At 69.3% G+C, this 24,833-nt stretch carries 23 protein-coding genes; 14 read left to right on the top strand and 9 right to left on the bottom strand.

The window, feature by feature from the left end; genetic code table 11:
* Positions 1-33: 33 nt before the first annotated feature.
* The gene (locus DFQ59_RS16025; RefSeq protein WP_114280736.1) at positions 34-1,077 is read right to left on the bottom strand and encodes a CDP-6-deoxy-delta-3,4-glucoseen reductase; all 1,044 of its coding nucleotides are present in this window, start codon (positions 1,075-1,077) and stop codon (positions 34-36) included.
* A gap of 205 nt (positions 1,078-1,282) precedes the next feature.
* On the opposite strand from DFQ59_RS16025, the gene DFQ59_RS16020 reads away from it, so the two are divergent.
* The gene (locus DFQ59_RS16020) at positions 1,283-1,615 is read left to right on the top strand and encodes a TusE/DsrC/DsvC family sulfur relay protein (RefSeq protein ID WP_114280735.1); all 333 of its coding nucleotides are present in this window, start codon (positions 1,283-1,285) and stop codon (positions 1,613-1,615) included.
* A gap of 275 nt (positions 1,616-1,890) precedes the next feature.
* On the opposite strand, the gene ubiD is transcribed toward DFQ59_RS16020, so the two are convergent.
* Positions 1,891-3,357 carry a 4-hydroxy-3-polyprenylbenzoate decarboxylase gene (ubiD, locus tag DFQ59_RS16015; protein WP_114280734.1) on the bottom strand — a complete coding sequence of 489 codons (1,467 nt, stop codon included), beginning with the start codon at positions 3,355-3,357 and terminating at the stop codon, positions 1,891-1,893.
* Positions 3,358-3,539: 182 nt separating this feature from the next.
* Here ubiD and DFQ59_RS16010 point away from each other — a divergent pair, with 182 nt between their 5' ends.
* A complete protein-coding gene (locus tag DFQ59_RS16010) occupies positions 3,540-6,032 on the top strand; it encodes a glycogen/starch/alpha-glucan phosphorylase (protein WP_114280733.1) in 2,493 nt (830 codons plus the stop codon).
* Positions 6,033-6,107: 75 nt separating this feature from the next.
* Here DFQ59_RS16010 and rho read toward each other — a convergent pair whose 3' ends face one another.
* A complete protein-coding gene (gene rho / locus DFQ59_RS16005; RefSeq protein ID WP_114280732.1) occupies positions 6,108-7,370 on the bottom strand; it encodes a transcription termination factor Rho in 1,263 nt (420 codons plus the stop codon).
* 273 nt (positions 7,371-7,643) lie between these two features.
* Entirely contained in the window at positions 7,644-7,970 is a 327-nt protein-coding gene (trxA, locus tag DFQ59_RS16000) for a thioredoxin TrxA (protein ID WP_114280731.1), read from the bottom strand.
* A gap of 181 nt (positions 7,971-8,151) precedes the next feature.
* Between trxA and rhlB the strand changes: the two genes are divergently transcribed.
* Together rhlB and ppx are read left to right on the top strand one after the other, a co-directional pair.
* Positions 8,152-9,585, top strand: a complete 1,434-nt coding sequence (gene rhlB / locus DFQ59_RS15995; RefSeq protein WP_114280730.1) for an ATP-dependent RNA helicase RhlB — start codon at positions 8,152-8,154, stop codon at positions 9,583-9,585.
* Positions 9,582-11,114: an exopolyphosphatase gene (gene ppx / locus DFQ59_RS15990; protein WP_114280729.1), complete on the top strand. Its 1,533-nt coding sequence runs from the start codon at positions 9,582-9,584 to the stop codon at positions 11,112-11,114. Before rhlB ends, ppx begins: the two co-directional genes overlap by 4 nt.
* Positions 11,115-11,181: 67 nt before the next feature.
* On the opposite strand, the gene hemB is transcribed toward ppx, so the two are convergent.
* Positions 11,182-12,198 carry a porphobilinogen synthase gene (hemB, locus tag DFQ59_RS15985; protein ID WP_281268263.1) on the bottom strand — a complete coding sequence of 339 codons (1,017 nt, stop codon included), beginning with the start codon at positions 12,196-12,198 and terminating at the stop codon, positions 11,182-11,184.
* A 202-nt stretch (positions 12,199-12,400) separates the two neighbouring features.
* Between hemB and DFQ59_RS15980 the strand changes: the two genes are divergently transcribed.
* The 6 genes from DFQ59_RS15980 (at position 12,401) to DFQ59_RS15955 (ending at position 16,838) form a co-directional block, all read left to right on the top strand.
* Positions 12,401-12,838: a hypothetical protein gene (locus tag DFQ59_RS15980; RefSeq protein ID WP_147275275.1), complete on the top strand. Its 438-nt coding sequence runs from the start codon at positions 12,401-12,403 to the stop codon at positions 12,836-12,838.
* A gap of 24 nt (positions 12,839-12,862) precedes the next feature.
* Complete coding sequence (locus DFQ59_RS15975) at positions 12,863-13,993, top strand: NAD(P)/FAD-dependent oxidoreductase (RefSeq protein WP_114280727.1); 1,131 nt, start codon at positions 12,863-12,865, stop codon at positions 13,991-13,993.
* 163 nt (positions 13,994-14,156) lie between these two features.
* Positions 14,157-15,077, top strand: coding sequence for an MBL fold metallo-hydrolase (locus DFQ59_RS15970; protein ID WP_170142193.1), 921 nt, complete (start codon positions 14,157-14,159; stop codon positions 15,075-15,077).
* Positions 15,074-15,334, top strand: coding sequence for a hypothetical protein (locus DFQ59_RS15965; RefSeq protein WP_114280725.1), 261 nt, complete (start codon positions 15,074-15,076; stop codon positions 15,332-15,334). The genes DFQ59_RS15970 and DFQ59_RS15965 overlap by 4 nt, the downstream gene beginning before the upstream one ends.
* An 18-nt stretch (positions 15,335-15,352) precedes the next feature.
* Complete coding sequence (locus DFQ59_RS15960; protein WP_114280724.1) at positions 15,353-15,805, top strand: hypothetical protein; 453 nt, start codon at positions 15,353-15,355, stop codon at positions 15,803-15,805.
* A 145-nt stretch (positions 15,806-15,950) separates the two neighbouring features.
* A complete protein-coding gene (locus DFQ59_RS15955; RefSeq protein WP_114280723.1) occupies positions 15,951-16,838 on the top strand; it encodes a DMT family transporter in 888 nt (295 codons plus the stop codon).
* Between the two features lie 199 nt (positions 16,839-17,037).
* On the opposite strand, the gene DFQ59_RS15950 is transcribed toward DFQ59_RS15955, so the two are convergent.
* Positions 17,038-17,682, bottom strand: coding sequence for a tetratricopeptide repeat protein (locus tag DFQ59_RS15950; protein WP_211314974.1), 645 nt, complete (start codon positions 17,680-17,682; stop codon positions 17,038-17,040).
* Between the two features lie 160 nt (positions 17,683-17,842).
* Between DFQ59_RS15950 and coaD the strand changes: the two genes are divergently transcribed.
* The 4 genes from coaD to DFQ59_RS15930 all read left to right on the top strand — a co-directional run bounded on the left by coaD (position 17,843) and on the right by DFQ59_RS15930 (position 21,436).
* On the top strand, positions 17,843-18,343 hold the full coding sequence (coaD, locus tag DFQ59_RS15945) for a pantetheine-phosphate adenylyltransferase (RefSeq protein WP_211314973.1): 501 nt from the start codon (positions 17,843-17,845) through the stop codon (positions 18,341-18,343).
* A gap of 79 nt (positions 18,344-18,422) precedes the next feature.
* Positions 18,423-18,674, top strand: a complete 252-nt coding sequence (locus DFQ59_RS15940) for a YfhL family 4Fe-4S dicluster ferredoxin (RefSeq protein WP_114280720.1) — start codon at positions 18,423-18,425, stop codon at positions 18,672-18,674.
* Positions 18,675-18,751: 77 nt separating this feature from the next.
* Complete coding sequence (gene ggt, locus DFQ59_RS15935) at positions 18,752-20,401, top strand: gamma-glutamyltransferase (protein WP_114280719.1); 1,650 nt, start codon at positions 18,752-18,754, stop codon at positions 20,399-20,401.
* 120 nt (positions 20,402-20,521) lie between these two features.
* Positions 20,522-21,436, top strand: a complete 915-nt coding sequence (locus DFQ59_RS15930) for a tetratricopeptide repeat protein (RefSeq protein ID WP_170142191.1) — start codon at positions 20,522-20,524, stop codon at positions 21,434-21,436.
* A gap of 406 nt (positions 21,437-21,842) precedes the next feature.
* Here the strand turns inward: DFQ59_RS15930 and DFQ59_RS20090 are convergent, their stop codons facing one another.
* The 3 genes from DFQ59_RS20090 to mutM form a co-directional block, all read right to left on the bottom strand.
* Positions 21,843-22,940 carry a hypothetical protein gene (locus tag DFQ59_RS20090; RefSeq protein WP_211314972.1) on the bottom strand — a complete coding sequence of 366 codons (1,098 nt, stop codon included), beginning with the start codon at positions 22,938-22,940 and terminating at the stop codon, positions 21,843-21,845.
* A 211-nt stretch (positions 22,941-23,151) separates the two neighbouring features.
* Entirely contained in the window at positions 23,152-23,454 is a 303-nt protein-coding gene (locus tag DFQ59_RS15920) for a S24 family peptidase (protein ID WP_114280717.1), read from the bottom strand.
* Between the two features lie 344 nt (positions 23,455-23,798).
* Positions 23,799-24,617: a bifunctional DNA-formamidopyrimidine glycosylase/DNA-(apurinic or apyrimidinic site) lyase gene (gene mutM, locus DFQ59_RS15915; RefSeq protein WP_114280716.1), complete on the bottom strand. Its 819-nt coding sequence runs from the start codon at positions 24,615-24,617 to the stop codon at positions 23,799-23,801.
* Between the last annotated feature and the right edge of the window lie 216 nt (positions 24,618-24,833).

Genomic DNA, 24,833 nt, shown 5'->3' with positions numbered 1-24,833 from the left:
GCCTTCGTCTCTTCGCGTTGAAACGGAAGGCCGTCAGCCGGTGGCCCCGGCCTCCTTCTTCTTACCGTCCATGGCCAGGTTGAAGGCGTCGGAGTAGTAGCGCTCCTGGGGCAGGCCCTGGGCGGTGAAGGCATGGAGGCCCGCCTCCACCATCACCGGCGGTCCGGCGGTGTAGATCTCGTGGCCCGACAGGTCGGGGTGCTCGCGGGCGATCACCTCGTGCACGTAGCCGGTGGCGCCGCTCCAGTCGTCTTCCGGGGCCGGGTCCGAGAGCACCGGGGTGTAGCGGAAGTTGGGCAGCCGCGCGGCCCACCCCTCGGCCAGCTCGTTCAGGTACAGATCGGCCCGTGCCCGCACGCCCCAGTAGAGGTGCATGGGGCGCTGGATGCCCTCGGCCACGGCGTGCTCGATGATGCTCTTGATGGGGGCGAAACCGGTCCCTCCGGCCATGAAGATGATGGGCCGGTCGGACTCCTCGCGCAGGTGGAAGCCGCCGTGGGGCCCCTCGATGCGCAGCACCGTCTTCTCTTCCAGCTGGTTGAACACGTAGTCGGTGAACTCGCCGCCCGCCACGTGGCGGATGTGCAGCTCGATGAGGTCGTCGTCGTGGGGCGGGTTGGCCATGGAGAAGGCGCGGTGACGGCCGTCCTTGAGCAGGAAATCGATGTACTGGCCGGCCAGGAACTGCAGCCGCTCGCCCTCCGGCAGCTTGAGGAACAGGCGCACCACGTCGTGGCACAGCTGCTCCTTGCGCGCCACCTTGCAGGGCAGGTTGCGCACGGGAATGTCGGCGGCCTCGGTCACCTCGCGGGCTTCCAGGGTCAGGTCGCTGCAGGGATGGGCCTGGCACAGCAGGGCCATCCCGGTGAGCGCCTCGGTCTCGCTGAGCCCGGGCGGGGTCCCGTCGGGATACTCGACGTCACCCTCCACCACCTTGCTCTTGCAGTCCCCGCAGAAGCCGCTGCGGCAACCATAGGGGAAGGCATGGCCCTGGCGCAGGGCGGCATCCAGGATGGATTCTCCCTCCTCGACGGTGAAGCTGTGCCCGCTGGGCAGTACGGAAACCTTGTGACTCATTGAACGAAAACCCTTCCCATGTAGATAGACGGTGCCGCCCCTCAACGGCCCGGATGCGCTCCCGGGACAGCGGGCCGTACAGCATAACGCTCCCCGCCGGGACCCTCAATCATCGCCGGGAGGCTTGACATGAAATAACTTATCATTAAACTCGGTCTTAATCCTTACAATTTTACTTGGGTTTTTGCTGAGAGGTGGAGAAAAGATGGAATTCAATATCAATGGCAAGGTTGTCGAGACCGATTCGGAGGGTTACCTGACGGACCTGAACCAGTGGTCCGAGGAGCTGGCCACGGCCATCGCCGACAAGGAGGGCCTGCAGCTGGACGAGTCCCACTGGGAGGTGATCAACTTCCTGCGCACCAGTTTCCACGACACCGGGACGGTGCCCAACATGCGCCAGCTCACCAAGGCCTTCACCAAGGCGTTCGGTCCGGAGAAGGGCTCCAGCAAGTACCTCTACGGCCTGTTCCCCTACGGCCCGGCCAAGCAGGCCTGCCGCATCGGCGGCCTGCCCAAGCCCACCGGCTGCGTCTGACCGGCGCACGATCGCCACTCCCTGGAGCTTCCAGGACCCGACGCCCCGCCCAGCGGGGCGTTTTTTTGCGGCCAATGCTTCGATGGGAGCGCGCGGCGCAGTGTTCACAACCCCGCGGCAGGGTTTCCAACGCAAAGGCGCCAAGGCGCAAGGAAATTCGAGGTTCAAGCAGGGGTGCGGACGCGGTCTGGCAACCTGTCGTCATCCCCCCGCGTGGTTGAACCCATGTTCTCGTCTTCGAGTTGACAGGGTGACCCCGGCCGTCGGGTCGAGTCTCAGCCGATCCCCAGGCTGTCCCAGATGGCGTCCACCCGCACCTTCACCGCCGGGTCCATGGTGATGGGGCGGCCCCATTCGCGGTTCGTCTCGCCGGGCCACTTGTTGGTGGCGTCGAAGCCGATCTTGGAGCCCAGCCCCGAGACCGGCGAGGCGAAGTCGAGGTAGTCGATGGGGGTGTTCTCGATGATGACGGTGTCGCGGGCCGGGTCCATGCGGGTGGTCATGGCCCAGATGACGTCCTGCCAGTCGCGGGCGTTGATGTCGTCGTCGGTGACGACGACGAACTTGGTGTACATGAACTGGCGCAGGAACGACCACACCCCCAGCATCACCCGCTTGGCATGGCCCGGGTACTGCTTTTTCATGGTCACCACCGCCATGCGGTAGGAGCACCCCTCCGGCGGCAGGTAGAAGTCGGTGATCTCCGGGAACTGCTTCTGCAGGATGGGTACGAACACCTCGTTGAGCGCCACGCCGAGTATCGCCGGCTCGTCCGGGGGGCGGCCGGTATAGGTGCTGTGGTAGATGGGATCCCGGCGGTGGGTGATGCGCTCCACCGTCAGCACCGGGAAGCGGTCCACCTCGTTGTAGTAGCCGGTATGGTCGCCGAAGGGACCCTCGTCGGCCTCCTCGCCGGGATGGATGAAACCCTCCAGGACGTACTCGGCGCCGGCCGGCACCTGCAGCTCCGAGGTCTTGCACTGGACCAGCTCGGTCTTGCTGCCGCGCAGCAGGCCGGCGAAGGCGTACTCGGAGAGGGTGTCGGGCACCGGCGTCACCGCCGCCAGGATGGTGGCCGGGTCGGCGCCCAGGGCCACCGCCACGGGAAACGGCTCGCCGGGACGGGCCTCCCGCCACTCGCGGAAGTCGAGCGCCCCGCCGCGGTGGGAGAGCCAGCGCATGATCACCTTGTTGCGGCCGATGACCTGCTGGCGGTAGATGCCCAGGTTCTGGCGGCTCTTGTGGGGCCCGCGGGTGACCACCAGGCCCCAGGTGATGAGCGGTCCGGCGTCGCCGGGCCAGCAGGTCTGCACCGGCAGCGCGCCGAGGTCCACCTCGCCACCCCCCAGCACCACCTCCTGGCAGGCGGCCTTGCCGACCACCTTCGGGGCCATGTTCAGCACCTGGCGGAAGATGGGCAGCTTCTCCCAGGCGTCCTTCATGCCCCGCGGCGGCTCCGGCTCCTTCAGCAGGGCCAGCAGCCGGCCCACCTCGCGCAGCGCCTCCACCGAGTCCTGCCCCATCCCCAGCGCCACCCGGCGGGGGGTGCCGAACAGGTTGCCCAGTACCGGGACGCTGTGCCCCGTGGGCCGCTCGAACAGGAGGGCGGGGCCGGCGCGTCGCAGCGTGCGGTCGCAGATCTCGGTCATCTCCAGGCGCGGGTCCACCTCCACCTCCACGCGCCGGAGCTCGCCGAGGGTCTCGAGCTGGGCGATGAAGTCGCGCAGATCCTTGTATTGCATCGGGCGGGTCTCCCGTTGACCGGCCGCCGCCGGTGGTTTGGCCAGGGTTTGGGTCAGTAGTGTACTGCAGCGCATCCGCCGGCACATGGGGCGGCGGCATCCGGATCGGTACCGCCGTCCCGGGTGTGAATCGCCGGCGTGGTTTATGCTTTCCGTAAACGCCGGCCGGAGGTGAGCACACCATGAGCGAGACATCCACGCCGGGGCCGGGCCACCTGCAGCTCAAGCACCACTACCTGGGGCTCGATCCCGCCTCCCTGAAGCAGTCCCTGGCCAACCACCTGGCCTACACGGTGGCCAAGGACCCCCTGACCGCCACCGAGCGGGACTGGTTCACGGTCACCGCCCACGCCCTGCGCGACCGCCTCATCGAGCGCTGGATGGAGACCACCCGCACCTACTACCGGCGGGATGCGAAGCGGGTCTACTACCTCTCCATGGAGTTCCTCCTCGGGCGGGCGCTGACCAACAGCGCGCTGAACATGGGGGTCCACGACGAGTGCTGCCAGGTGCTGGCGGAGCTGGGGCTCAGCCTGGAGGCGATTCGCGAGACGGAGTCCGACGCGGCGCTGGGCAACGGCGGCCTCGGCCGTCTCGCCGCCTGCCTGCTGGATTCCATGGCCACCCTGCGCCTGCCGGGCTACGGCTACGGCATACGCTACGAGTACGGCATGTTCAACCAGCACATCCGGGACGGCTGGCAGGTGGAGCACCCGGAGAACTGGCTGCGCTACGGCAACCCCTGGGAGTTTCCCCGCCCGGAGGTGCTCTACCCGGTGCAGTTCGGGGGGCGGGTGGTGGAGTACACCGACGCCGCGGGCCGTTTCACCAGCCGCTGGGTGGATGCCGAGACGGTGATGGCCATGGCCTACGACACCCCCATCCCCGGCTTCGGCACCAACACGGTGAACAACCTCCGCCTGTGGACGGCCAAGTCCAGCCGCGAGCTGGACCTGCGCTACTTCAACGAGGGGGACTACATCCAGGCGGTGGCGGACAAGAACAGCTCCGAGAACCTCTCCCGGGTGCTCTACCCCAACGACGCCACCATCTGCGGGCGCGAGCTGCGGCTGAAGCAGGAGTACTTCTTCGTCGCAGCCACGGTCCAGGACATCCTGCGCCGCTACCTCTCGGCCCACGCCGATCTGCGCGGACTGCCGGAGAAGGTGGCCATCCACCTCAACGACACCCACCCGGCGCTGGCCATCGCCGAGCTGATGCGGCTGCTGCTGGATCAGCACCAGCTCGACTGGGCGGCGGCATGGGAGATCACGGTGGCCACCTTCTCCTACACCAATCACACGCTGCTGCCAGAAGCCCTGGAGACCTGGCCGGCGCCCATGCTGGAGCGGCTTCTGCCGCGCCATCTGGCCATCATCCACGAGATCAACCGGCGCTTCCTTGAGCAGGTGCGCCACCGCCATCCCGGCGACATGGAGCGGCTGCGGCGGGTCTCCCTGGTGGCGGAGGGGGATCCGAAGCGGGTGCGCATGGCCCATCTGGCCATCGTCGGCAGCCACGCGGTGAACGGCGTGGCGGAGCTGCACAGCCAGCTGCTGCGCGAGCGGGTGTTCGCCGATTTCGAGGCGCTCTATCCGGGACGGATAACCAACATCACCAACGGCATCACCCAGCGCCGCTGGATCAACCAGGCCAATCCGGCCCTGGCCCAGGTTCTCAACGCCTATATCGGTCGCGGCTGGGTGAGCGATCTCGATCGGCTGGGCGAACTGGAGGCGCTGGCCGACGATCATGCCTTCCAGGCCGCCTTCGCCGCCGCCAAGCACAGCAACAAGCAGCGGCTGGCGGGGCTCATCCGCCAGCACCTGGGGCAGGAGGTGGACCCGGAGAGCCTGTTCGACGTGCAGGTGAAGCGGATCCACGAATACAAGCGCCAGCTGCTCAACGTGCTCCAGATCATCACCCGCTACAACCGCATCCGCCGCCACCCGGAGACCGGCTGGGTGCCGCGCACGGTGATCATCGCCGGCAAGGCCGCGCCCGGCTACCGCCTGGCCAAGCTCATCATCAAGCTCGTCAACGACGTGGCCGACGTGGTGAACAACGATCCAGCGGTCAGCGACCGCCTGCGGGTGGTGTTCATCCCCAACTACGATGTGACCACCGCCGCGGACATCATTCCGGCGGCCGATCTCTCCGAGCAGATCTCCACCGCCGGCACCGAGGCCTCGGGCACCGGGAACATGAAGCTGGCGCTGAACGGGGCGGTGACCCTGGGGACGCTGGACGGGGCGAACATCGAGATCCGCGCGGCGGTGGGGGCGGAGAACTTCATCGAGTTCGGGCTGGACGTGGAGCGGGCCGCGGCGCTGGCCGGCGGCGGCCATGACCCTTCCGCACTGGCCGCGGCCGACGGCGAGCTGCTGGAGGTGCTGGAGATGATCGGGGGGGGATACTTCTCGCCGGGTGCGCCGGAACGGTTCCGGCCCCTGCTCGCGCGGCTGCTGGAGGAGGGCGATCCCTACCTGGTGCTGGCCGACTACCGCGCCTACCTGGAGGCCCAGGAGCGGGCCGATGTGGAGTTCCGCCAGGCCCAGCGCTGGAATCGCATGGCGATCCTCAACGTGGCCCGCATGGGGCGCTTCTCGAGCGATCGCACCGTGCGGGAATATGCCGAGCGCATCTGGGGGGTGGCGCCGGCGCCCCACGACTGAATGCGGGGCGGGCGGTGGCGCCTTCAGCGATCCGCCGCCCTCCCCAGCGGGAGGGCGGCGGGGTGGGACGCGGCCTCAGCCGGCCCGCTTCATCGACTCGAAGAACTCCGAGTTGGTCTTGGTCTGCTTGAGCTTGTCGATGAGGAACTCCATGGCCGCCAGCTCGTCCATGGGGTGGAGCAGCTTGCGCAGGATCCACATCTTCTGCAGCTCCTCTGGCGAGGTGAGCAGCTCCTCGCGGCGGGTGCCGGAGCGGTTGATGTTGATGGCCGGGAAGACCCGCTTCTCGGAGATGCGCCGATCCAGGTGCAGCTCGTTGTTGCCGGTGCCCTTGAACTCCTCGTAGATCACCTCGTCCATCTTGGAGCCGGTGTCCACCAGGGCGGTGGCGATGATGCTGAGCGAGCCGCCCTCCTCGATGTTGCGCGCCGCGCCGAAGAAGCGCTTGGGCCGCTGCAGGGCGTTGGCGTCCACGCCGCCGGTGAGCACCTTGCCGGAGGAGGGCACCACGGTGTTGTAGGCGCGCGCCAGGCGGGTGATGGAGTCCAGCAGGATCACCACGTCGCGCTTGTGCTCCACCAGCCGCTTGGCCTTCTCGATGACCATCTCGGCCACCTGGACATGGCGGGCGGCGGGTTCGTCGAAGGTGCTTGACACCACCTCGCCGCGGACCGAACGCTGCATCTCGGTCACCTCCTCGGGGCGCTCGTCGATGAGCAGCACGATGAGGTAGCACTCGGGGTGGTTGGCGGCGATGCTCTGGGCGATGTGCTGCAGGATCATCGTCTTGCCGGCCTTGGGCGGCGAGACGATGAGGCCGCGCTGGCCCTTGCCGATGGGCGCCACCAGGTCGATGACCCGGGCGGTGATGTCCTCGGTGCTGCCGTTGCCGCGCTCCATGACCAGCCGGTCGCGGGCGAACAGCGGGGTCAGGTTCTCGAACACCACCTTGTTCTTGGCGTTCTCCGGCGGCTCGAAGTTGATCTTGTTCACCTTCAGCAGGGCGAAGTAGCGCTCGCCCTCCTTGGGTGGCCGGATCTTGCCCTCGATGGTGTCGCCGGTGCGCAGGTTGAAGCGCCGGATCTGGCTGGGGGAGACGTAGATGTCGTCCGGGCCGGCCAGGTAGGAGGCGTCGGCGGAGCGGAGGAAGCCGAAGCCGTCCTGGAGAATCTCCAGCACGCCGTCGCCGTAGATGTCCTCCCCGTTCTTGGCATGGGCCTTCAGGATGGAGAAGATCACATCCTGCTTGCGGGAACGGGATGCCCCCTCGAGCCCCATCGACTCGGCAATGGCAATGATGTCCGTGGCGGACTTCTTCTTCAGTTCGGTCAGGTTCATGGGTGTGTCAATGTGTCGCGTTTATTATGTGTGTGCACCGGCGGGATGCGATGGATACGCAGAGGGCGTACCGCGGACGGTTTGGGGACGTCGGCTCGGCTTGATCGGGGGGTGGCGGTCGTTCTGCGGTGAGCGGCCGGTTGTCCGGCAGCGTGGTTAAGTTAGCAGGTCGGCCCGGTGGCGTCCAGACTTTTGGGAACGGGACCCGGTCCGGTGTTCGGGCGACCGGGGCGGCGACTGGGAGAAGGGGCCGCCCCGGCACGGGATTCCGGTCTACAGGTTGCTGTCCAGGAAGGCGGCGAGCTGGGACTTGGAGACCGCTCCCACCTTCGTCGCTTCCACGTTCCCCTCCTTGAACAGCATCAGGGTGGGAATGCCGCGGATGCCGTACTTGGGCGGAGTGCCCGGATTCTCGTCGATGTTGAGCTTGGCCACTTTGACCTTGCCGTTGTACTCGTCGGCAATCTCGTCGAGGATGGGGGCGATCATCTTGCAGGGACCGCACCAGTCGGCCCAGAAGTCCACGATAACGGCACCGTCGGCCTTGAGCACCTCCTGCTCGAAGGTGGTGTCCGTTACGTGCACGATTTTGTCGCTCATGGTTCGCTTTGCCTCCGGGGAAATGGACGTGCAGCGCCCCCAACGGCGGTTCGTGTGTGCAATGGGGACTGCGGCAAGTTGCGGGACTCGCTCCATTTGAGCTGAATACGGGTCGATTTTCAAGTCCACGCCTTCCCGCCATGCTCCGTTTTCCGCGGCTGCTCTGCTATGCTTGGCGCGCATGAATGCAGAGACATCGACCAGCACCACCTCCTTCGCCTCCCTGGACCTGCCGGCTCCGGTCATCCGCGGCCTCGACGAGGCGGGTTTCACCCACTGCACGCCCATCCAGGCCGCCACCCTGCCGCACCTGCTCAAGGGCGAGGATGTGGCCGGGCAGGCCCAGACCGGCACCGGCAAGACGGCCGCGTTCCTGGTGGCGGCCTTCAACCGTATTCTCCGCCACCCGCCCGATCCCCAGCGCCGGCCCAACCAGCCCCTGGCCATCATGGTCGCCCCCACCCGCGAGCTGGCGGTGCAGATCCACAAGGACGCCGAGCAGCTGGGCGGCCACACCGGCCTGCGCATGGGGGTGGTCTACGGTGGCGCCGGCTACGACACCCAGCGCGCCATGCTCGTGGAGGGGGTGGACGTGCTCATCGGCACCCCGGGCCGCCTCATCGACTACTTCAAGCAGAAGGTCTACGACCTGAAGGCGATCCAGGTGATGGTGCTGGACGAGGCCGACCGGATGTTCGACCTCGGGTTCATCAATGACATCCGCTATCTCATGCGCCGCATGCCGCCCCCCGAGCAGCGCCTCAACATGCTCTTTTCCGCCACCCTGTCGTTCCGGGTGCTGGAGCTCGCCTACGAGCACATGAACAACGCCGTGACGGTGCGGGTGGAGCCGGACAAGGTGACCGCCGACAAGGTCACCCAGGTGGTCTACCATCCCGCCAATGACGAGAAGATCCCGCTGCTGCTGGGGCTGCTCAAGCACATGGACCCCCGCCGCAGCATCGTGTTCGTCAACACCAAGCGCGTCGCCGACCGGGTCTACGCCTACCTGGAGGGCAACGGCATCCGCGCCGCGGTGCTCTCCGGCGACGTGCCCCAGCGCAAGCGCCTCAAGCTGCTGGCCGAGTTCCAGGCCGGCGAGCTGCCGGTGCTGGTGGCCACCGACGTGGCCGCCCGCGGCCTGCACATTCCCGATGTCAGCCACGTGTTCAACTTCGATCTGCCCCAGGACGCCGAGGACTACGTCCACCGCATCGGTCGCACGGCGCGCGCCGGGGCCAGCGGCGACGCGGTGAGTTTCGCCTGCGAGGACTACGCCTTCTCCCTGCCGGAGATCGAGGCCTACATCGGCCACCGCATTCCCGCGGGCGCCCTGTCCGAGGATCTCCTGATCAAGCCCGAGCCCCCCATCAAGCTGGAGCGCCGGCCGCGGCTGGACCGCCGCGGGCGTGACGGCGGGGGGCGCCGCGGGGACGGGCGGCGGGGCGAGGGTCGGCGCGGGGAAGGCAGCCGGGGCGGCAGCCGCCGCGGCGAGTCTTCCGCTCCCGCCCAGGACCGGCCGGCCAAAGCCGATGGCGGCGGGGAGGGGCGGAAGGAGCGGCCGCCGCGCCGGCGCCGGCGCGGCGCCAAGCCCGGTACGGAGCCCACCCAATGACCGAACCCGCCGCGCTGCGCGGCGGGCCGGCCCCCGAGGCCGAGGCCGGGCAGACCCTTGCCGCCATCGACCTCGGATCCAACAGCTTCCACCTCCTGATCGCCCGCGAGGCCGACGGCGCCCTGCAGGTGCTCGACCGGCTGCGCGAGATGGTCCAGCTCGGCGCCGGACTCGACGCCCGGCGCAATCTCACCCCCGTGGCCATGGAACGGGCCCTGGCGTGCCTGGAGCGCTTCGGCCAGCGCCTGCGCGGAATGCCCCCCGGCACGGTGCGGGCGGTGGGGACCAACACCCTGCGCATGGCCCACAACGGGGCGCAGTTCATCGGCGCCGCCCAGCGCGCCCTGGGTCACCCCATCGAGGTGATCGCCGGGCGCGAGGAGGCGCGCCTCATCTACCTGGGGGTGGCCCACTCCCTGGCCGACGACGCCGGCCGGCGGCTGGTGATGGACATCGGCGGCGGCAGCACGGAGTTCATCATCGGCGAGCGGTTCGAGACGGCCGAGACCGAGAGCCTGCACATGGGTTGCGTGAGCTACACCCTGGCCCACTTCGCCGATGACGCCCTCAGCCGGGCCAACCTGGACCGGGCCGTGCTGGCCGCCCGCCAGGAGCTGCAGGCCATCGAACAGCGCTACCGCCGCCTGGGCTGGGAGAGCGTCGCGGGCGCCTCGGGCACCATCCGCTCCATCCAGGAGGTGGTGCTCGCCAACGGCTGGAGCGACGACGGCATCACCCTGGCGTCGCTGAAGAAGCTGCGCAAGGCCCTCATCGCCCAGGAGGCGGTGAGCCGTCTCCGGCTGGAGGGGCTGCGCCCCGACCGCGCCGGCATCTTCCCCGGCGGTTTCGCCATTCTACTCGCCGCCTTCGAGTCCCTCGGCATCGAGCGCATGCGGGTCTCCGACGGGGCGCTGCGGGAGGGTCTGCTGTTCGACCTGGCCGGGCGCATCCGCCACGAGGATGTGCGCGATCGCACCATCGGCGCCCTGGGGCGGCGCCTGGGGGTCGACGAGGGCCAGGCCGCCCGGGTCGAGTCCGCCGCCCTGGCCGGCCTGGAGCAGGTGCGGGAGGCTTGGAAGCTGCACTGCGCGGAGCTGGCGGATCTGCTGCGCTGGGGCGCGCGGCTGCACGAGGTGGGCCTGGTGGTGGCCCACAACCAGTTCCACAAGCACGGCGCCTACCTGGTGGCCAACGCCGATCTGCCCGGATTTTCGCGCCAGGAGCAGCAGCTGCTGGCGGCGCTGGTGCGCGGCCACCGGCGCAAGTTCCCCGTGGCCGTGTTCCAGCACCTGGCCGCCGAGGAGCGCCGCTGCGCCCCGCGCCTGTGCATTCTCCTGCGCCTGGCCGCCCTGCTGCACCGCAGCCACTCCGAGGTGCCCCTGCCCGATATCCGGCTGCGCGCCGAGGGCCGCGGCCTCGAGGTGGTGTTCCCGGAGGGCTGGCTCGACGGCCATCCCCTCACCCGCGCCGACCTCGAGCAGGAGGCCGCCTACCTCAGGGCGGCCAGGTACCGGCTGAGTTACCAGTGAGGGGTGAGGCGTAAGGGGTGAGGCGAGCCTCCCCCGTCCAGGGGGAGGGCCTGGGGGCTTGAGGCGCTCAGCTTTCCCGCAGCCAGCCGGCGACGCGCTTGGCGAAGTAGGTGAGGATGCCGTCGGCGCCGGCGCGCTTGATGGACAGCAGCGCCTCCATGGCGCAGGCCCGCTCGTCGAGCCAGCCGTTGCGCGCGGCGGCCATGAGCATGGCGTACTCGCCGCTCACCTGGTAGACGTAGGTGGGCGCCTTGAAGGTCTCCTTCACCCGGCGGACGATGTCCAGGTAGGGCAGGCCCGGCTTCACCATCACCATGTCGGCCCCCTCGTCCAGATCCAGCCCCACCTCGTGCAGGGCCTCGTCGCTGTTGGCCGGATCCATCTGGTAGCTGTACTTGTTGCCGGCGCCCAGGCTGGCGGCCGAGCCCACCGCGTCCCGGAACGGGCCGTAGAAGCTGGAGGCATACTTGGCCGAGTAGGCCATGATACGGGTGTGGATGTGCCCGTCGCCCTCCAGCGCGTCGCGGATGGCCCCGATGCGGCCGTCCATCATGTCCGAGGGGGCCACCACGTCGGCGCCGGCCTCGGCATGGGAGAGCGCCTGGCGCACCAGCACTTCCACGGTCGCGTCGTTGAGGACGTAGCCGGTGTCGTCGATGAGGCCGTCCTGCCCGTGGATGGTGAACGGGTCCAGCGCCACGTCGGTCATGACGCCGAGCTGGGGGAACTCCGTCTTCAGGGCCCGCACGGCCCGCTGCGCCAGCCCGTCGGGATTGTAGGCCTCGCGCGCATCGGCGCTCTTGCGCTCGGCGGGCGTGACCGGGAACAGGGCCACCGCCGGCACGCCCAGGGCCACCAGCTCCTCGGCCTCGCGCAGCAGTGCGTCCAGGCTCACCCGCTCGATGCCCGGCATGGAGCCCACCGGTTCCCGCTGGCCGTTGCCCTCGATGACGAACATCGGGTAGATGAGATCGTCGGTGAGGAGGTGGGTCTCGCGCATCAGGCGGCGGGAGAACTCGTCCCGGCGCATGCGGCGCTTGCGCGCCCGGGGGAAGGGGGCCGTGCCCCGGCTGAATTCGCTCACGGTGTGACTCCTGGATACCTGGGTTGTGCCATGGCTGCTCTCCCGTGACCGCGGGTGGCGGCGCTCCCGCCGGGCGCGGAGATGTCCGGCGGCAAATCCCGGAAGAAAGCAGGGAGAGGATTGCGATAGGATACACGATCAGTGATTCCGCCGGGGATGGCGCGACGCCCGCGGCCGCCCCGTCCGCTACCGTGATCCGCACATGGATGGAGGGTTTGATTCGATGCTGGAGTATGTCTTTTTTGACGATGGCCTGCGTGAGCGCTTCGAGGGTTTCCTTGCGGAGCGGGGCGTGGAGTACAGCCGCTCGGACGACGAGCTGGGCGGGGTGGTGGCCGTGTCCGAGGATCTCGACGACGCGGTCATGGACGCCATCGACGAGCAGTACGACCAGATTCTGAGTGCCCAGGAGGAGCTGCTCGAGGAGACCGGCGACGCCCTGGAGAAGAATGCCGCCGGCATCCGCATCGAGCTCACCGACGGCCGTCCCTGCATGGTCCGCCTGGAGCCGAAGCTGCTCGGCAAGACCCTGCAGGCCCTGAGCCTCGAGGAGGTGGAGCAGCTGGTGCGCCAGGTGGCCCACTGCGTGGAGCACCCGGACGACTCGCCCCTCTGCCATACGCCGCCGTCCAAGGCCTGACCCGGTTCCAGGAGGAATCAGACCATGAACCGCGTCACCATCATCGGTACCGGTTTCGCGGCGCTCACCGCCGTGCGCCGCCTGCGGTCGCTGGATCCGCAGGCGGAGATCACGGTGATTGCCCCACGGCCCGAGTTCGTTTTCCTGCCCAGCCTCATCTGGATACCCTCGGGCATGCGTCAGCCCGAGGACCTGGTGCTGCCCCTGGAGCGGTTTTTCGCGCGCCACCGGGTCACCTACCATGCCGGCGAGGCCACCGGGCTGGGCGAGGGCGGTCGGATGGTGCTCACCAGCGCCGGCGAGGTGGCCAACGACGGGCTCATCATCGCCAGCGGCGGCCGCTTCCTGAAGAAGCTGCCGGGCATCGAGCACGCCATCACCCCCTGCGAGGGCATTCCCGCGGCCATGGCCATCCGCGCCCGGCTGGCGGAGCTGGAGAGGGGCGGCACCATCGCCGTGGGCTTCGCCTCCAACCCGAAGGAGCCTTCCGCCATGCGCGGCGGGCCCATGTTCGAGTTCCTGTTCGGGCTGCACCGGCAGCTCACGCGCGAGGGGCGCCGCGATCGGTTCCGGCTGGTCTTCTTCAGCCCGGCGCCGGAGCCCGGCAAGCGCCTCGGGCCGCAGGCGGTGAAACGCCTGCTCAGGGCCATGGAGGAGCGCGGCATCGAGACCCACCTGGGGCACAAGATGGTGCGCTTCGAGGCTGATCGGGTAGTGACCGAGGGCGGCGAGATCCCCGCCGATCTCATCCTGTTCATGCCCGGCATGACCGGCAACCCGTGGCTCGACGCCACCGGGCTGCCCCGCTCCCCGGGCGGCCTGGTGCAGGCCGACGCCCAGTGCCGGGTGCCGGATTTCGAGCGGGTCTACGTGGCCGGCGACGTGGGCAGCTTCCCCGGCCCGGAGTGGATGCCCAAGCAGGCCCACATGGCCGACGAACAGGCCCGCACCGCGGCCGACAACCTGAAGGCGGAGCTGGACGGCCGGGCGCCGGGGGCCACCTTCAAGGTGGAGCTGGCCTGCATCGTCGATTCCCTGGATCGGGGCATGCTGGTGGTGCGCACCCCGAGGCGCAACCTGATGCTGCCGCCCAGCCGGTTCGGCCACTGGGCCAAGCGGGCCATGGAGTGGTGGTACCTGCGCCAGTTCCGCTGAGCGCAGCAGGCCGGACGACCGGTCGTGGCCACAGAGGGCACGCTGTTCAGCGATCATGAAACGCACCGGTGACAGCCAGACACCCGTCGTCGGGACTGGATGCAGCCGGTTCTCCGTGTCCTCTGTGCCCTCTGTGGCTCAACAAGTGAGAGAGGTGATGTCGATGTCCCGGATTCGTGGTCTGTTCGCCGCCCTGGCGCTGCTGGCGTCCCTGCCGCTGGCCGCCGCCGGGCTCGAAGTGCAGCCGGTCGCCGAGGGGGTGTACGCCATTGTCGGTGAAATGGATCAGCGCTCGCCGGAGAACCTGGGCAACAACGCCACCTTCGGCCTGGTCATCACCGCGGCGGGGCTGGTGCTGGTGGACCCGGGCGGCACCCGGGCCGGCGCCGGGCAGCTGCATGCACTCATCCGCACGCTGAGCGACCTGCCGGTGGTTCTGGTCATCAACACCGGCGGTCAGGATCACCGCTGGCTGGGCAACGGCTACTGGAAGGCACAGGGGGCGCGCATCGTCGCCTCCGAGGCGGCGGTGGCCGATCAGCACGCCCGCGCCCGCGACCAGATCAACGCCCTGTGGCAACTGGTGGGCGAGGCGGGGGCGCGCGGCACCGAGCCGGTGTACGCCGACGAGACCTTCGGCGAGGCGCTGGATCTCGAGCTCGGCGGGGTCCGTTTCGAGCTGCGCCATCCCGGGCCCGCCCACACGCCGGGTGACAGCTTCGTGTGGCTGCCGGACCGGGGTGTGGTCTTCACCGGCGACATCGTCTACGTGGAGCGGATGCTCGGGGTCGGGGCCCAGTCCCACAGCGGCCGCTGGCTGGAGGCCTTCGAGGCGCTGGCGGCCCTGCAGCCGGCCCACGTGGTCCCCGGCCATGGCCACGCCACGGACCTGGCGCAGGCGCGGGCCGATACCTACGACTACCTGCGCTTCCTGCGCGCGGCGGTGCGGGAGCTGCTGGACGCGGGCGGGGGTATGGAGGAGGTGGGCGGCATCGACCAGTCCCGCTTCGACTACCTCGCCGTTTCCGATCAGATTGCCGGCCGCAACGCCCAGCAGGTCTACGCCGAGCTGGAGTTCGAATGACCCTGGTCATCACGCGCCGCCAGCGCAACCGCATCGCGGCCGGGCTGTTCGCCGCGGCGCTCGGCGGGCTGCTGCTGCACCCGGCCCTGGGCGGCATCCTGCTGCTGGTGGCCACCTTCACCACCTTCATGCTGCTGGACGCCGGGGCGGAGAAGGGTGGACGGGGCGGCGGGAATGGAGGGGAGCGGGCCGTCGCCGACCCCGGCCCCGGCCCCGGCCCGCTGCGGCCCTACCGCACCTATCGCTGGCGGCGTTGAACATCACCGGAGGGCCCGATGGAGGAGTCGGAATACCGTGACGGCTACCGGGCGCTCAACGAGCGTCCCTGCCGGTTCGAAAAGGCGCTGCTGACCCGGTGCGCCGACTGCGCCCATGCCCGGCGCCTGAACCTGGCTGAGCGCGAAGCCGTGGCCTGCGACTCGGAGACGGGCTGGAGCCGTTGCGCCGAATGGCTCGGCCTGCTGCGGCCGCGGGCCCAGTTTGCCCTGCAGCTGGTGACAGTGGACGGGCCGCTGCCCCACGCCAAGGAGATGCGGGTCCAGTGCGGCGGCCTGAAGGGGCTGCAGGCGGTGCTGGAGCCGGCGGTGGGGGAGGACCCACGGGTGACCGACATCGGCGGGCTGCTCGCCCTCGCCATGGGGCGGTTCGGAAGCCTGGATGCGGTCCCCTTCGCCGAAGTGATGAAGGCCGTGGCCCGCTTCCAGCTGCGGCGCCGGAGCCGGCGTTGATCGCCTGAATAACCATTTCAATCAGGGGCTTTCAGCCTCGACGAGGTTGCAATCCCGGTCGTTCCGGCGGTAGAGTCCGCTCCTTCCCTGTCATTGCCACAACAATAATAACGCGGCCGGGATACCGACCTGCGGAGGACTCCACATGCGGCGCATCCCTGTCTCGCCCTACCTGCTCCTCGTCCTGACCACCCTGTTCTGGTCGGGCAACTTCGTCATCGGTCGTGCCGTGCGGCTGGAGGTCCCCCCCATCGGCCTGGCCTTCTGGCGCTGGGCGCTGGCGCTGGCGATCCTGCTGCCCTTCAGCTGGCGGCTGCTGGCCCGGCACTGGCCGGTGATACGGGCCCACCTGCCGCTGCTGGTGGTCATGGGGATCCTCGGGGTCACCAACTTCAACACCTTCGTCTACCTGGGTCTGCAGACCACCACCGCCACCAACGCGGTGCTGCTGCTGTCCACCACCCCGGTCATCATCGTGGGCCTGTCGCGCCTCCTGCACCACGAGCCGGTCCGGCCGCGGCAGCTGCTGGGCATCGTCCTCTCCCTCGGCGGGGTGCTCGCCATCATCGCCCGCGGCGACCCGCAGGTGCTGGCCGGGCTGAGCCTGGCCGCCGGCGATCTCTGGGTGCTGGCCGCGGTCGTCTCCTGGGCGCTCTACTCGGTGCTGCTGCAGCGCCGGCCGGCCGGTCTCGATCCGCTGGCGTTCCTGGTGTTCACCATCGTGGCGGGCGTGGTGACCCTGGCGCCGTTCTACCTGTGGGAGAGCGCGACGGGGGCGGTGGTGCGGCCCAGCCTGGTGACCCTGGCCACGGTGGGCTACGTGGCGGTGTTCGCCTCCATCCTCGCCTTCATCTTCTGGAACCGGGCCGTGGCGGAGGTGGGGCCGAACCGGGCGGGGCAGTTCATCCACCTGATCCCGGTCTTCGGGACCCTGCTCTCGGTGGTGTTCCTGGACGAGCGCCTGCATGCCTACCACCTGGCGGGCATCGTCCTGATCGTGGCGGGCATCCGCCTGACCACGGCGCGGCGCTGAACGGGCGGCAGGCTGCCAGTCTGGATTTATCTCGCCAGGATCGCCGAGAACGCCAAGGTCAAAAAAAAGAACAAGACCTCATGAATGGAGCATCGGGCATCGTCTTGCGCGAGGGCCGCTGCAGCATTAGGACCGTCAATCCTTTGTTTTCCCGGCGTTCTTCGCGTCCTGGCGAGAGTGTAAGTAAATATTGGGGCTACTAGCGGCTCAGGCGGCCGGTGATCTCCCGCTTCGCCCGCTCGATCTCCCGCGGTTCCATGTCTTCGCTCAACTCCGCCAGGGCCTGCTTGGCCGCCTCGCTGCCGTTGAGGATGGCCAGCGTCAGCCACTGGAAGGCCGCCACCGGATCCCGGGGCACCTCGCGGCCCGCCGCCAGTATCTGCCCCAGGGCATACTGGGCCGGCGCCAGACCCTGTTCCGCGGCGCGCTGGTACCACCCCAGCATGGCGGTGCTGTCGCGGGCGGCGCCATAGCGGCCCCAGCGATACATCGCCGCCACGGTGTACTGGGCGCTCGCCAGCCCCAGTTCCGCGGCGCGCAGGTACCAGTGCCCCGCCATCTGGTCATCCTGCCGCACCCCGAAGCCGTTGGCATGCAGCCAGGCCAGGACCGACTGCGCCTGTGCCAGGTCCTGCGCGGCGGCACGGCCGATCCACTCGGCCGCCAGCACATAGTTCAACGGCACGCCTTCGCCGTTGGCATAGTGCATGCCGAGCTGGAACTGGGAGCGCGCGTCACCGGCCGCGGCCGCGTCGCGCAGGGGCTCCAGGTCGTCTGGCGCGGCTTCTTCCGCGGGGGAATTGTGGTTGATCTCGCTCATCTTTTCGGCCATTTTCCTGTCCATGCAGGGTTCCCATCCTAGCAGAGGCGCTGACATCGTGGGACAATACCGCCCGGTCCGGGCCCGGACGGGATTTGTCAGCAGGGTCTGTATGGGTATATGATGAAATGCTGCATTGCATCAGAACGTCTTGTCACCAGTCAGAGAGAGTCGGGCCGAACCGGTGAATGAGAATACAGACCGCAAGGTGGTGGCCATCTACCCCGGCACCTTCGATCCCATCACCAATGGCCATGCCGACCTGGTCTTTCGGGCGGTGCGGCTGTTCGACCGGGTTGTCGTGGCGGTTGCCGCGAGTGGCTCGAAGCGCCCCACATTCACCCTCGATGAACGGGTCCGACTGGCCCGCGAGGCACTCGCCGATCTCGACGGCCGGGTGGAGGTGGTGGGTTTCGACAGCCTCCTGGCCGATTTCGTGGACGTGGTGGGTGCGAATGTCATCCTGCGCGGCCTGCGGGCGGTGTCGGACTTCGAGTACGAGTTCCAGCTGGCGAGCATGAACCGGAGACTGGCGCCCCACGTGGAGACGGTCTTCCTGACACCCGCGGAGCAGTACGCGTTCATCTCCTCGACCCTGGTGCGCGAGATCGCCAGCCATGGCGGGGACGTATCGCCCTTCGTGCATTCCAGCGTCGTCGATGCGCTGAAGGGCCGATTGCGCTAGTCTGGGCAGCATTTCCGGAATCAAGACTGTTTTCCTAACCTTCCACCAACTTGCAGAGATAGTCTGAGGAGCAAACGCCATGGCACTGATGATCACCGACGAATGCATCAACTGTGACGTGTGTGAGCCCGAGTGCCCGAACGGAGCCATCTACCAGGGCGAGGAAATCTACGAAATCGACCCCAACAAGTGCACCGAGTGCGTGGGTCACTACGATGAGCCGCAGTGCGTGGCGGTCTGCCCCGTGGATTGCATCCCCAAGGATCCCGACCACGAAGAGTCCCACGAAGAGCTCCTGGAGAAGTACAAGCGCCTGACCGAAGAGGGCTGAGAGCTCCTCCCGTGGCAGTGTTCGGCAGAAAGGGCTCCCGCGGCGGGAGCCTTTTTTGTTTCCGGCCCGGGGCGGCGTTGCTGCTCCTGCTGGGGCTGGCGTGGGGCTGGACCGGCGCCGGGGCCGCCCCGGCGGCGGCCGTGGCGAGCGCCCACCCGCTGGCCACGGCGGCCGGCCACGAGGTGCTGGAGGCGGGTGGCAACGCCTTCGACGCGGCCGTGGCGGTCAGCGCCGCCCTGGCGGTGGTGGAGCCCTACGGTTCAGGGCTGGGCGGCGGGGGGTTCTGGCTGCTGCACCGGGCCGCCGACGGGCGCGAGGTGATGCTGGATGGCCGGGAGCGGGCGCCCCTGGCCGCTCACCGCGCGCTCTACCAGGACGCGGCGGGCGAGGTGATCCCCGGCGCGTCGGTGGACGGGCCCCTGGCCGCCGCCATTCCCGGTCAGCCCGCGGCGCTGGTCCACCTGGCGGAGCGCTACGGCCGGCTGCCCCTGTCCCGCTCCCTGGCGCCGGCCGTCCGCCTCGCCCGCGAGGGCTTCCCGGTGGACGCCCACTACCGGCGCTACGCCGGCTTCCGCCTCGAGGTACTGCGCGCCTCGCCGGCGGCCGCGGCGGCATTCCTGGTTGCCGGCGAGGTGCCGCCGGAAGGCCACCTGCTGCGCCAGCCGGAGCTGGCGCGCACGCTGGAGACGATCGCCGCGCGGGGTCGGGAAGGCTTCTATGCCGGCCCCCTCGCCAGGCGCCTGGTGGAGGGCGTGCGGGCCGCGGGCGGCATCTGGTCGCCGGCGGATCTCGAAGCCTACCGGGTCGTGGAGCGGATGCCGGTGCGCGGCCGCTACCGGGGCATGCGGATCACGGCCGCGGCGCCGCCCTCCTCCGGCGGCGTGGCCCTGGTGGAGATGCTCAACATCCTCTCCGGCTACGACCTCCCGGCCCTCGACCCCGTGACCCGGGCCCACCTGGTGGTGGAGGCCATGCGCCGCGCCTACCGGGACCGGGCCGAGTACCTGGGCGATCCCGACCAGGTGGCGATCCCGGTGGATCTGCTCACGGACCCGCGCTACGCCGCCGGCCTGCGGGCCGGCATCCGGAAGGATCGGGCCACCCCCAGCAGCGGCCTGCCCGGGGCGGCGGCGGAGCCCGATGGGCCTCACACCAGCCACTTTTCCATCCTCGACCGGGAAGGCAACCGGGTGGCCGCCACCCTGAGCATCAACTATCCCTTCGGGTCCGGATTCATGGTGCCGGGCACGGGCGTGCTGCTCAACGACGAGATGGACGACTTCTCCGCCAAGCCGGGCGTGCCCAACGTCTACGGCCTGGTGGGCGCCGAGGCGAACGCCGTGGGGGCCGGGCGCCGGCCGCTGTCGAGCATGACCCCCACCTTCCTGGAGCAGGACGGGGATGTGGCCATCCTCGGCACGCCGGGCGGCAGCCGCATCATCACCATGGTGCTGCTGGCGGCCCTGGAGTTCGCCCACGGCAGCCGCGACCCGGTGGCGTGGGTCACGCGCCCGCGCTTCCATCACCAGTACCTGCCGGATCGGCTGCAACTGGAGCCCGGGGCGCTCCCCGCGGAGCAGGCCGCGGCGCTCGAGCAGCGCGGCCATGTGCTGGATCCGCGCGATCGGCCGTGGGGCAACATGCAGGCCATCCTCCGCTCGGCGGCCACGGGCGCCGTCTCCGCCGCCTCCGATCCCCGGGGCATCGGCAGCGCCGAAGTCCGCTGATCCCCGGGGTTGTGACCCCCGCGGTTGCCCTCCGCCCGTGGTTCCGGATAATCGTGGGCCACGTTCACCTTTTTTCACAATATGCCGCCCGGCTGTTGTGGATGCATCAGGAGGAAAGGAATGCCCGACAGAACCCGCTCCCCCCGCCCGCTGTTCCGCGCGATGAGCGCACTGAGTCTCGGTCTGGCGATCGCGCTCGGCGGCTGTGCCCAGATGGGCGCCTTCCGCGACGAGCCGGCGCCGGTGGCCGAGGAGCGCGCCCAGGCCCGGGCGGGAGACGCCGAGAGCCAGTACCGTCTGGGAATGCGCTACAACGGCGGCCTGGAGGTGGCGCAGGACTACACCGAGTCCAACCGCTGGTTCGAACGCGCCGCCCGGCAGGGTCACGCGGAGGCCCAGTACATGCTGGGCAGCGCCTACTACGCCGGCCGGGGCGTGGCGCAGGACATGGCCAAGGCCGAGGCCTGGCTGCGCCCCGCCGCCGAGGCCGGTCACGACCGGGCCCAGTACCTGCTCGGGTCCATCTACCTCAATGGCTGGGGGGTGGAGAAGGAGCCGGCCTGGGGCGTGCGCTGGTTCGGCAAGGCGGCGGCCCAGGGCAACACGGAGGCGCAGTTCAGCCTGGGCGTGGCCCTGGCCGCGGGCATCGGGCTGGATCGGGATGACGCCGAGGCCTGGACCTGGCTGACGCTGGCCAAGCGGGCCGGCCACTCGGGCGCCGAGCCGGTGGAGCGCAAGGTGGCCGAGCGGCTGCACGCCGGTGCCCGGGCCCGCGCGGCAACCGCGGCGCGCAACTGGAAGCCGGCCGCCGCCGACGGCGGCTATGCCGACCGGCCCACGGTCCGCTTCGTCCAGTACGCCCTGGGGCAGCTCGGCCACCGGGCGGGTCCCTCCGACGGCATCCCGGGCGAGCGGACCCGCACGGCCATTGCCGCCTACCGCAGGGCGGCAGGCCTGTCCGGCGCGCCGGAAGTTACCCCGGATCTCGTGGAGCGGCTGCGCGCGGACCTGCGGGCCCGCGCTGCCGCGGGCTGAGCACCCGGTCCTGCGCCCCGGCGGGCGATCCCTTGCGTGGTTGCGGGCCGGGGCGCACGGGAACGGAAGGCGCTTCTGCCAGACTCGTGGGCGCAGGAACAATTATCGACTCACGCCAGGACGCCAAGAGCGCCAGGGGGTGACCGGTTATCCTTGCCCATGAGCTTCGCCTGGGAGGCTTGCAGTCGGGTTGATCCCTTGGCGCCCTGGCGAGATCAGCGAGGAGTGTGCGTTACCGGAAGAATCGGTCGCGGGCGCCGACCCGCCACCAGCCAGCGTCCATGGGCACCTTCCACGGGGCTATCACCGGGAGAAACCGTCACCCGGGGAGGAGCCGAATAACAGAAAAGCCCCGGTGGCGTTCCCGCCACCGGGGCTTTTTCGCTGCCGTGCCGGTCGGTCGGGCTTAGTAGCCGTAGTCCACCGGGGTGGCGCTTTCCACGTCGAGGAGGTCATTGACGGCCATCTTGACGGTGTCGTTGACCTCCTTGTTGGCCGCGTCGGCCAGGGCCTGGGCCTCCGCCTCGGCCGCGGCGAAGGCCGCGTCCTGGGCCGCGGTGGCCTCGGCCAGCGCCGCGTCGGCCTCGGCCTGGGCCGCGTCGGCCTCGGCCTGGGCCGTCGCCGCGGCGGCGGCGGCCGCATCGGCATCGGCCTGGGCCGTCGCCACGGCGGCGGCGGCCGCATCGGCATCGGCCTGGGCCTGGTCGGCAGCGGCCTGGGCGTCGGCCGCGGCCTGGGCCAGGGCGGCGTCGCCAGGAGCGGCATCAGCCGCGGCCTGGGCCGCATCGGCATCGGCCTGGGCCTGGTCGGCTGCAGCCTGGGCCGTTGCCGCATCCGCCGCGGCCTGGTCGGCCGTGGCCTGGGCCGTGGCCGCATCCGCCGCGGCCTGGTCAGCCGTGGCCTGGGCCGTCGCGGCGGCCGCCTGGGCGTCCTGGTTGGCCTGGTCGGCGATGGCCGCGGCTTCAACCGCGCTCTGGGTGGCCAGCACCGCGTCACGGTAGGCCGCGACACGGCCCACGCGGGAGTTGGGCGCGGCGTTCTGCAGGGCGTTCTCGTTGGCATGGGCGGCGTTCAGGGCGCCGAGCGCGCTGGCGATGGCGCCGTGGTTGTTGCCCAGCCCCTTGCCGTTCGCCTTGCCGTTTCCACCGCCATTGTTGGCCGCGGACGCGCCCGCCGCACCGGCCGCACCCGCATTGCCGCCGCCGTTGCCGCCGCCATTGCCGCCGCCGTTGCCGCCGCCGTTGCCGCCGCCGTTGCCGCCGCCGTTGCCGCCGCCGTTGCCGCCGCCGTTGCCGCCGCCGTTGCCGCCGCCATTGCCGCCGCCATTGCCGCCGCCATTGCCGCCGCCATTGCCGCCCTTGGCTGCATAGGCGGAGGAGACTTTCACGATGCCGTCGTCACCCGCCAGGTCCACGGTGATCGGGGTGATCACGAGGGCGGCCGACGCAAGCGCGGCACCGATGAAGGAAGCCAGGGTTTTGCGATTGAATACCGGTGCGTTCATCTTTCTACCTCCGAAATGACCCGGCTTCGCCGGGCACAGCGTTCTGCAGCATTCCGCCGCGTCCGTGTGTAAATTTGTAAAATAGTAATAGCAACAGGCCGTTGAGGCGACTGTGACAGGCTGCTCAAGGCGGTGATGCGTTGTGTGACAACGGCCACAAGTCGAGAAGTTATCCCGGCTTCGGCAAAAAACCCCCGCCGCGGGTCGCGTTTCAGTAGTAGCGCTTGCGGTCGCGCCGGTTGGCCTTCTGTACCACCACCGCCCGGATGGAGTCCTCCGGTCCCATCTCCAGAACCGGGTAGGCCTCGTTGAGGGGCTTGAGCAGCTGCCGCTCACCTTCCATCACCAGCTGCCGGAAGATGTACTCGTTGTTGTGCATCGCGATGACATAGCGGCCGCTCTCGATCACCCCGTCGGGCTCGGCCACCACGATGCTGCCCTCGGGGAACTCCGGGGCCATGCTGTCGCCCAGCACCTGCAGGGCAAACGGATCGGAACCTTCGCAACTGCTCATCACTGCCACCTCATCCGGGGATCTTGAAAAATAGACAGGATTCACAGGATTTACAGGATTCGGTAACAACAGGTCTGTCCACAAATCGCGCAGGTGCTTGCGCGTCGCGGAGAAATCAAGAGCGCTACCTGGCGTCTTGTCCTCCTGTGGAGTGTTTCGATCGACGCACTGTTTCGGGAGGTGGTCACTGCGGGAGCGTTCAGACCCGACTCGTCGTACCGCGTTAGCTGGGCGCCACCAAAAATCCCGTCAATCCTGTAAATCCTGTCTATTCAAAAGCGTTTTTCAGTCGATTGAATAACTTATCACAGAACGGGTGAAGGAGTGCTACCCCGGCCGGGATATCAGCGCTGGCAGCGGGGGCAGTAGAAGGTGGAGCGCTGGCCGAGGCGGGTGACGCGGATGGGGCTGGCGCAGGTCCGGCAGGGCTCGGCGCCGCGATCATAGACCGCGAGCTGGAGGCGGAAATAGCCGGGGCGGCCGTCGCTGGCATGGAAATCGCGCAGGGTGGTCCCGCCGAGCTCGATGGCCTCGGCAAGGACGCCGCGGATGGCCGCGACCAGTCGTTCGCAGCGGGCGGCGCTGATGCGCCCCGCCGGCCGTGCCGGGTGGATGCCGGCCCGGAACAGGGCCTCGTTGGCGTAGATGTTGCCGACGCCGACCACCACGTGGCTGTCCATGATGAGGGTCTTGATCGCCTGGCGGCGACCCCGTGCGCGGCTGTAGAGGTAGTCACCGTCGAATGCCTCCCCCAGCGGCTCGGGGCCGAGGGCGGCGAGCAGCGGGTGGGCGGCGGGATCGCCCTCGGTCCAGAGCAGGGCGCCGAAGCGGCGGGGATCGGTCAGCCGCAGGCGGTCACCGTCCTCCAGCACCAGGTCCAGGTGATCGTGCACGCCCGGGGTGGTGGGTTCGTGCAGGCAGCGCAGGCTGCCGGACATCCCCAGGTGCAGGATCAGGGTGCCCGCATCGAGGCGCAGGAGCAGGTACTTGGCGCGCCGCTCCACCGTGCGCACCGTCCCGCCCGGCAGGATGCGGGCAAGGACCTCCACCGGCACCGGCCAGCGCAGCCGCGGCTGGCGCACCTCGATACCCCGCAGACGCCGCCCCTCCAGGAAGGGGGCGATCCCGCGGCGGGTGGTCTCGACCTCAGGCAGCTCGGGCATGATTGGCGTTAGTGCGTTAGTGCGTTAGTGCGTGAATGCGTGAATGCGTGAATGCGTGAATGCGTTAGTGCGTGAAGGGCGAAGGGGTTGCACGGATTCTGGATTTCCGGGGACGCTCTTGACGGAACACGGAACACGGAACACGGAACACGGAACACGGAACACGGAACACGGAACACGGAACACGGAACACGGAACACGGAACACGGAACACGG

Source organism: Thioalbus denitrificans, assembly GCF_003337735.1.
In the GTDB taxonomy this organism is placed as follows: Bacteria; Pseudomonadota; Gammaproteobacteria; order DSM-26407; family DSM-26407; genus Thioalbus; species Thioalbus denitrificans.
This window is presented reverse-complemented; position numbering and strand designations above follow the sequence as displayed.